Source organism: Actinacidiphila oryziradicis (assembly GCF_005047355.1).
Lineage (GTDB): Bacteria > Actinomycetota > Actinomycetes > Streptomycetales > Streptomycetaceae > Actinacidiphila > Actinacidiphila oryziradicis.
Genome location: NZ_SUMC01000207.1, coordinates 1 through 6,633, shown reverse-complemented (window position 1 = coordinate 6,633; position 6,633 = coordinate 1). Strand labels below are relative to the sequence as shown.

General features: G+C 69.0%; 7 protein-coding genes. 3 read left to right on the top strand and 4 right to left on the bottom strand.

Annotation, left to right across the window (positions count from 1 at the left end; genetic code table 11):
• Positions 1-239: 239 nt before the first annotated feature.
• The 4 genes from FCI23_RS53245 to FCI23_RS53230 all read right to left on the bottom strand — a co-directional run bounded on the left by FCI23_RS53245 (position 240) and on the right by FCI23_RS53230 (position 3,241).
• Positions 240-569, bottom strand: coding sequence for a hypothetical protein (locus FCI23_RS53245; RefSeq protein WP_136731321.1), 330 nt, complete (start codon positions 567-569; stop codon positions 240-242).
• A gap of 183 nt (positions 570-752) precedes the next feature.
• Positions 753-1,418, bottom strand: a complete 666-nt coding sequence (locus FCI23_RS53240; RefSeq protein WP_136731318.1) for a response regulator — start codon at positions 1,416-1,418, stop codon at positions 753-755.
• Between the two features lie 6 nt (positions 1,419-1,424).
• Positions 1,425-2,630 carry a sensor histidine kinase gene (locus tag FCI23_RS53235; protein WP_169317445.1) on the bottom strand — a complete coding sequence of 402 codons (1,206 nt, stop codon included), beginning with the start codon at positions 2,628-2,630 and terminating at the stop codon, positions 1,425-1,427.
• A gap of 116 nt (positions 2,631-2,746) precedes the next feature.
• Positions 2,747-3,241: a hypothetical protein gene (locus FCI23_RS53230; RefSeq protein ID WP_136731313.1), complete on the bottom strand. Its 495-nt coding sequence runs from the start codon at positions 3,239-3,241 to the stop codon at positions 2,747-2,749.
• Between the two features lie 39 nt (positions 3,242-3,280).
• Here FCI23_RS53230 and FCI23_RS53225 point away from each other — a divergent pair, with 39 nt between their 5' ends.
• From FCI23_RS53225 to FCI23_RS53215, 3 genes are all read left to right on the top strand, one after another.
• Positions 3,281-3,532 carry a helix-turn-helix domain-containing protein gene (locus FCI23_RS53225; RefSeq protein WP_136731311.1) on the top strand — a complete coding sequence of 84 codons (252 nt, stop codon included), beginning with the start codon at positions 3,281-3,283 and terminating at the stop codon, positions 3,530-3,532.
• Positions 3,533-3,650: 118 nt separating this feature from the next.
• Entirely contained in the window at positions 3,651-4,394 is a 744-nt protein-coding gene (locus tag FCI23_RS53220; protein ID WP_211265879.1) for a hypothetical protein, read from the top strand.
• Between the two features lie 345 nt (positions 4,395-4,739).
• Positions 4,740-6,605, top strand: a complete 1,866-nt coding sequence (locus FCI23_RS53215; RefSeq protein WP_169317444.1) for a tyrosine-type recombinase/integrase — start codon at positions 4,740-4,742, stop codon at positions 6,603-6,605.
• Positions 6,606-6,633 lie beyond the last annotated feature (28 nt).

Genomic DNA, 6,633 nt, shown 5'->3' with positions numbered 1-6,633 from the left:
CGGCGCGCATTGATCCGCTCCAGTATCGGCTCCACCGATCCCCCTGCTACACGAGTGACTCCACTGTCACGGATGGTAGCCGCGCCCGTGCTCGGCGCGCATACAAAACAGACAGCGCCCAACGACCCCTGACGGATGATCAAGACCGACGATCATGCGGCACTGCCAGCACGAGTACACCCCACCGCCACCACACCAGCCCCCCGACCAGCAACTTCAGGATGAAACGATCTCACTGGTCAGGGAACTCTGCAGCGGCGCAGCTCCTGGTCGGTGTCAACACCGACCAGTTCGGCGTCGAGCGCGCCGGGCCGGCTCAACGCGATCGCGTACAGGGCCAGCGGCGCGTAGTTCAGACCCGCGCCGATCAGCCAGATCCCCAGCGCGCGATCGCCGAGGCCGGAGGCGTGTGTCACGAGCCAGATGCCGAACACCACCAGCACGACTACACCGGTGACGAACTCCGCCAGGATGATCCGCCGACGGCGCGTCGTGCCCCGCGTGCCGTACATGTCGATCGCCGCGAGCCGTCGGACATTCACGCCAGCCATGGTGTCATCGTCGGTCAACCCCGGAGTAGGTGCGGTACCCGAACAGCGCGCCCGGAAGGGAGCCGGTGCGTGGCGCCTCAGCCCTCCAGGAACTTCACTCACGTGACGGGCGAAGTACGCCGTACCGGACGCCGAGCCCGTAGAGCGGGGGCGATGCCGGTGCGGCCGCCGGGCATGGGGAGCTTGGGCAGGTCACGGCGCTCAGTGATGGCCGGGTTGGACGAGTCCGGATTCGTAGGCGAGGACGACGAGTTGGGCGCGATCGCGGGCGGCGACCTTGGTCATGATCCGGCTGACGTGGGTGCGGGCGGTCGCGGGGCTGAGGACCAGGCGGGCGGCGATCTCGTTGTTGGACAGTCCCGCGGCGACCAGGGTGAGGACTTCGCGTTCCCGGTCGGTGAGCATGGCCAGTGCGGCCGGTGCTGCGGTGCCGGGGCGGGGGCCGGAGGCGAAGATTTCGATCAGCCGGCGGGTGACGCCCGGTGCGAGCAGCGCTTCGCCGTGGGCAACGACGCGTACGGCGTGCAGCAGTTGGCTGGTCTGGGTGTCTTTGACCAGGAAGCCGCTGGCGCCCGAGCGCAGTGCCTCAAAGACATGGGCGTCCTCGTCGAAGGTGGTCAGGATGATGACGCGTACGGTGTCGAGGACGGGGTCGCTTGTGATCTGCCGGGTGGCGTCCAGCCCGTCGGTGCCGGGCATCTGGATGTCCATCAGCACCACGTCGGGGTGCAGTTGCCGGGTTAGGGTGACTGCGTGGTGGCCGTCGGTGGCTTCGCCGATGACCTGGATGTCGCTGGCGGTCTCCAGCAGTACGCGAAAGCCCGAGCGCACGAGTTCCTGGTCGTCGGCGAGCAGTACCTGGATCATGTCGGGTCAGCCTGCCACAGGCAGGTACGCGGTGACGGCGAATCCCCTGCCGGGCAGCGGTCCGGCGTCCAGGTGGCCGCCCAGTGCCAGTGCGCGTTCCCTCATCCCCTCGATGCCGTGCCCACCTGTCCGGCCGCTCGACGCGCCGGTGCCGCCAAAGGGCGGCGGGGTGCTGCCGGTTCCGTCGTCGGCGACTTTCACCTGCATGCCGTGGTCGTCCGTGCTGATGCGGAGGGTGACGTGGCTGGCGGCGGCGTGCCGCAGGACGTTGGTGAGGGCTTCCTGCACGATCCGGTAGACGGCGGCATCGATGACCACCGGGATCGGTCGCCTGGGCAGCTGAATGGTGGCGTCCACGGTCAGTCCGGCGGTGCGCAGCGGCCCCAGCAGCTGGTCGATCTGGGCTGTTCCCGCCCTGGACGTGGCGCCCCGCGTGCGATCGGGAGTGCCGGACTCGCCCTCGCGCAGCAGGCTCAGCGCCTGCCGGATCTCCCGGAGCGCGTCGCGGCTGATGGCCTCGATCGCCTCCAATGCCTGGCGGGCCCGATCCGGCGCGTCCTGCAGCAGGGTCGCCGCGACCCGGGCCTGCACGTTCACAGTGGTGAAGGAGTGGCCGATCACATCGTGCAGGTCACGGGCGATCCGCAACCGCTCGTCGGCGACCTGGAGAGCGGCCTCCTGTTCACGGGTACGCTCGGCCTCTTCGACCCGCTGCCGGAGTGCCTCGACTGTCTGGCGGCGCGACCGTACCGCCGCACCCCACACCAGGGACGCGATCACCCACCCCGGCGCCGCCCACGTGAACGCCGACACCTGGCCATGCGCGGCGGTCGTCGCCCAAGCACGCATCACCACCACGGCCGTGGCAGCCACACCTGCCAGCAGCGCCGCCCGCCGCTCCTGGGTCGTTCCGACGGTGTAGAGGGCGATCATCACCGGCAGGAGCAGCGGTCCGCCCGGATACTCACGCACGGACAACAGCAGCAGCCCGACGCCGACGGTGCCGGCGACCTGCAGCGGGAACCTGCGGCGCATCGTTAGTAGCCCGCAGGACCCGAGGACCGTCACATAGGCCAGGCCATCCATGGGGCGGGTACCGGCTTGGCCACGGCCGGCGGAGGAGGCGAGCACCAGCGAAACGGCGAGTGTCGCGGCCGCGAGCACGGCGTCGAATCCGGGCGACCGCCATCCGGCCTGGACCACAGTCTTCACCGCCCCGACCGTAGCCGTCAGGCGCCGGGATGTCATCGCCGTGATCCGACGGCGCCGATGCCGGCGTCGGCTGTGGTGATCAGCCGGGGTCCGCGTCTGGTCCTGGTCCCCATGGTTCAGCCCTCACTGCGGCGCAGGAACGCCGGGAGGTGGACCAGCAGCAGGACCGGCAGGCCGATGAGGCCGATCAGGCTGCGCGGCAGGATCACCGGGTCGTGCGCGCCGAAGGTCAGCGTGTAGCCGGCGTAGGCGATCAGCAGCGCCCAGCAGCTCCACCAGGCCCAGCGCTGCCGGGCCCGGAACGGGATGGCCAGGATGGTCAGGAACAGGATCGCGAAGGTCAACTCGTGCAGCGCGTATCCGCGTTCGAGCAACGTGACGTAGTGAGCGGTTCCCGGCTGCGCGACCCTGACGGCGGTCCAAGTGGTCCCTGCCACCTTGGCGAAGGTACCGGTGTGGTCGCTGGGAAGACCCGAACCCGTCGCCGCGATGAGATCCATCACCGCGGCGAACACGTTGAACGCACCGAACAGCAGCAGCCCTGCCCAGGCGGCGGTCAGCCACCGCGAACTGCGAACAGCGGCAACGGTCGAGGCTGGGATCGCGGTCATGGTGTCCTCCCGATTCGCGGAAATGACGTGGTGTTTGCCATGGCTCCACCATCGCCATCCAGCGATCCCGGCGCGTCCGGCAGCAAGCGACACTTCTGCCGTACGCCCCGCTACGTACACGCCACCGCGACGACGTCACAGTACGTCCATCGCGGCTTGGAGCAGCACGCCGAGATCCACCGGCTGCGCGCGGCGACCTGGACGATCCGCGCCATCGCCCGACGGCTCGGCCTGGACCACAAGACCGTACGCCGCTACCTCACCACCGACCTCGACTTGCAGGGGTGCTGAGAGCGTAGTGGTGAACCGTGCTGTAGCTCGATGAGCTGCGGTTTTCTGGTCGGGTGGGTGTGGTGGCGGTCGGGGCGGGGCAGCCAGCGGATGGTTGGTTCTGTCCGGGAGGTGCGTGGTGCCGTCGGTGATCGCTTTGCTGGAGTGCCGTGAGGCACGGGCGCGAGAAGAGCTCGAGTCCTGGCTGCAGGCCCTGCGGGAGGCCGAGGAGCACGCTGCTGCGGCCCGGCAGCGTGTGGAGCACGCGCGGATCGCCCGCGAGGAGTTGCTGCGCGCGCTGGCCGAGGAGGGCGAAGACGTGGAACGGCGCGGGGAGAGCGGGCCGGGGACGGCATCGGTGCAGGCCAAGGCGAATGACTTGCCGTCAGTGCCCGTGGCGGGACCGGCCGGTGCAGCGGTGCCGGTGGCTGTGCCGCAGACGGCGTCTGCGGGGGCGGGCGGTGGTGCCGCCTACGACCCGCGGCCACCGCAGTGGCGGGCCGGCCTGGGCGAGGAGGTGCTGTCGGGTGTCTACCGGCAGGTGTTCGCGGCGGCCGCGGCGGCTCCGGGGCCGGTGACCGCGCAGGAGCTGACGCGGGCGCTGGGCCGGGACGCGGAGCGGATGAACGAGGTGGAGAAGGTGCGGCACCGCGCCTATGCGTTGGAGGCGCAGGGCTGGCCGCTGTTGGAGGCCAGGCGAGAGCGGAGCGTCCAGCAGGACACCAGGACCGTAGCCCAGAGCACTGACACTTCCCTATCACATTCGTCCCGGCCGTCGGCACGAGCGGATCATCCGCGGCCCAGCCAGCGCTTCACCGACATCGTTCTCAATCACGGGCGCCAGTTGGTCACCGAAGAAACGCTGGAGGATCTGCGGATCTAGCCGCAGCCAGCTCGACCCGGTCCTCGAAGGGTGACGCGGGGGCTCTCCGCGCGGAGCCCACCGACGCGCAACGCCATGGAAGCCGTCCGATCCCCGAGATCGTCACGTCGAACGCCGGCCTGTCCTTCCTTCTTCGTCAGCTCCAGGAAGGGGAGCTTCCCTCTTTCCCCGGCCACCGTGATGCCGACGAACGCGCGCCTGGGGACGCTGCCGTCAGCTCCGGGGCAGGCGTGGCCACTGGCAGGCCCGCACAAGCGATCTTGGTTCTCCCGGCCAGCGAGGCCCTCAGCATGGCCGGCGCCGCTTGGCGGTGGTAACGCCCGGACGCCGCTGTGTCGTCACTGCGTGCTGGAGTTCCGCAGCAGTGATCTGAGCAGGGAGGAGTTCATCGCGACCTACCGCCGCCCGAAGCGGATCCGTACCCCGTGGGGAGAAGAACGCGACCCCTGCTGCATCGAGCGCGACGGCGCACGGTGCACCCGGCCGGCCAACAGCCTGGAACTGTGCCGGACGCACTACTCCAGCTGGAACCGGCGCTCGGACCCCGAAATGCCGCTGGAACAGTGGCTGGCCACCAGCACGCTCAGACCATTCGACGCACGGCCCACCTGCATCGTCCGCGGCTGCAGCAGCCAGCGTTCCGTCACCGTGTTGTGCAAGCCGCACAACGAGACGTGGACGAGGGACAAGCGGGCCGGCAGGACCACCGCGAGTGCGGAAGTCTGGGCAGAGCGGGCAGCCCCGTTCCAGCGGACGAATCAGTTCTCCCTGCTCATCCTGGAGGAGCCGGCTCGCTGGGAAGTTCTCTACGGGCTCCAGCAGCGTGACGCCCGTGGCGGGGTGATCGAGCCGACGGCCACCCGGCACCTGGTCCGTGGCCTGGTGGGCGTGAAGAGCATGCTGGCCGCCGACCCCGACACGCTGGTGGCTCAGCTGCGGAGCAAGGGCAACAACCCGATCGCGCACTTTCGGGAGATCCTCCGGGCGATCCGCGTCGCCTCTCTTGAGTTCCGCGGGGTCAAACCGACCGAGCCTGACGTCTGGGACCTGGCCACGGTCGGTCTGCGTTCGAAGACCCGCAGCGGTCGGCGGGAACAGAGCGCGACGGTCGACTTGACCGCCGTCCGGCAGACGTGGATTCGGGAGGCGCTCAAGGAATGGGTACGCAGCACCTCGCCCAGCAGCGGCGACTTCAACCGGACCCTCCGCGCCTGCCTGACGGCGTCCGATGCCTTGCACGCACGGCCGGGCGGCGGTCACAAGCCCGCTGAACTGCGGTTCCTCGACATGCAGGCGATCTTCACGGCGATGTGTGACCTGCGCCGAAAAGACGGGCAGCTGATCAGCCGGAACACCCGCAAGTCCACCTACGGCGCCTTCCTGGGCCTCCTTGACTTCGGTCGGACCGCCGGTCTGCTCGACGAGATGTCGGCCAGCTTCGGCCGCCACCAGTCGCTCGTCATCCCCTCCGAGGAAGCCGTGGAAGACTCCGCGGGCAAGGCGATCCCCGAACCGGTCATCGCCCAGCTCGACGCGCACCTCGCGTCGATCGGCACCGGGTTCCCCTACGGCGACCTGTCCCTCGAGGACATCCGCCGGATGATGACGACCGTCTACATGGTCCTTCGTGACACGGGACGGCGCCCCACCGAGGTCGCCAGCCTGCGACGGAAGTGCTTGAGCACCAACGATGACGGCGACATCCTGACCTGGGACAACCACAAGAAACGCCGTTACGGACGACAGCTGCCGATCGCCGGCGAGACGGCTCAGGCCATCCGCACCTGGCAAGCCTGGCGCGACTCGATCCCGGCACCGTCCTCGAGCTCGGAGTACCTCTTTCCTTCCATCACGCCCCGCAGCGGCTTCCGGCACATGGACCCAGGCGCCCTCGCGACGGGTCTTCGGCTGTGGGTGCAGTCGATCCCCGAGCTGCTGAGCGACCAGCTCGACACCGAGGGAAACCGGCTCCCGTTCGAACGCTCGCTGGTGTTCCCTTACGCGTTCCGGCACTCATACGCCCAGCGGCACGCGGACGCCGGGATCCCCATTGACGTGCTCAAAGAGCTCATGGACCACCGGCAGATCACTACCACGATGACGTACTACCAGAACCCTCGGGAATTGCATCAGACGGGTGAGAACCCGCAGGTCACGAGGTCAGAGCGCGGTCCGACGGGGTCTCCATCCTCCTACAACTTGGCGGCCTGAGCTGGGAGTTTGGCAATTAGTTCCCATC

Excerpts from the sequence above, each read along its gene's own strand:
- FCI23_RS53225 (WP_136731311.1), top strand. The coding sequence starts at position 3,281 with ATGGCTCCACCATCGCCATCCAGCGATCCCGGCGCGTCCGGCAGCAAG.
- FCI23_RS53230 (WP_136731313.1), bottom strand. The coding sequence starts at position 3,241 with ATGACCGCGATCCCAGCCTCGACCGTTGCCGCTGTTCGCAGTTCGCGG.
- FCI23_RS53240 (WP_136731318.1), bottom strand. The coding sequence starts at position 1,418 with ATGATCCAGGTACTGCTCGCCGACGACCAGGAACTCGTGCGCTCGGGC.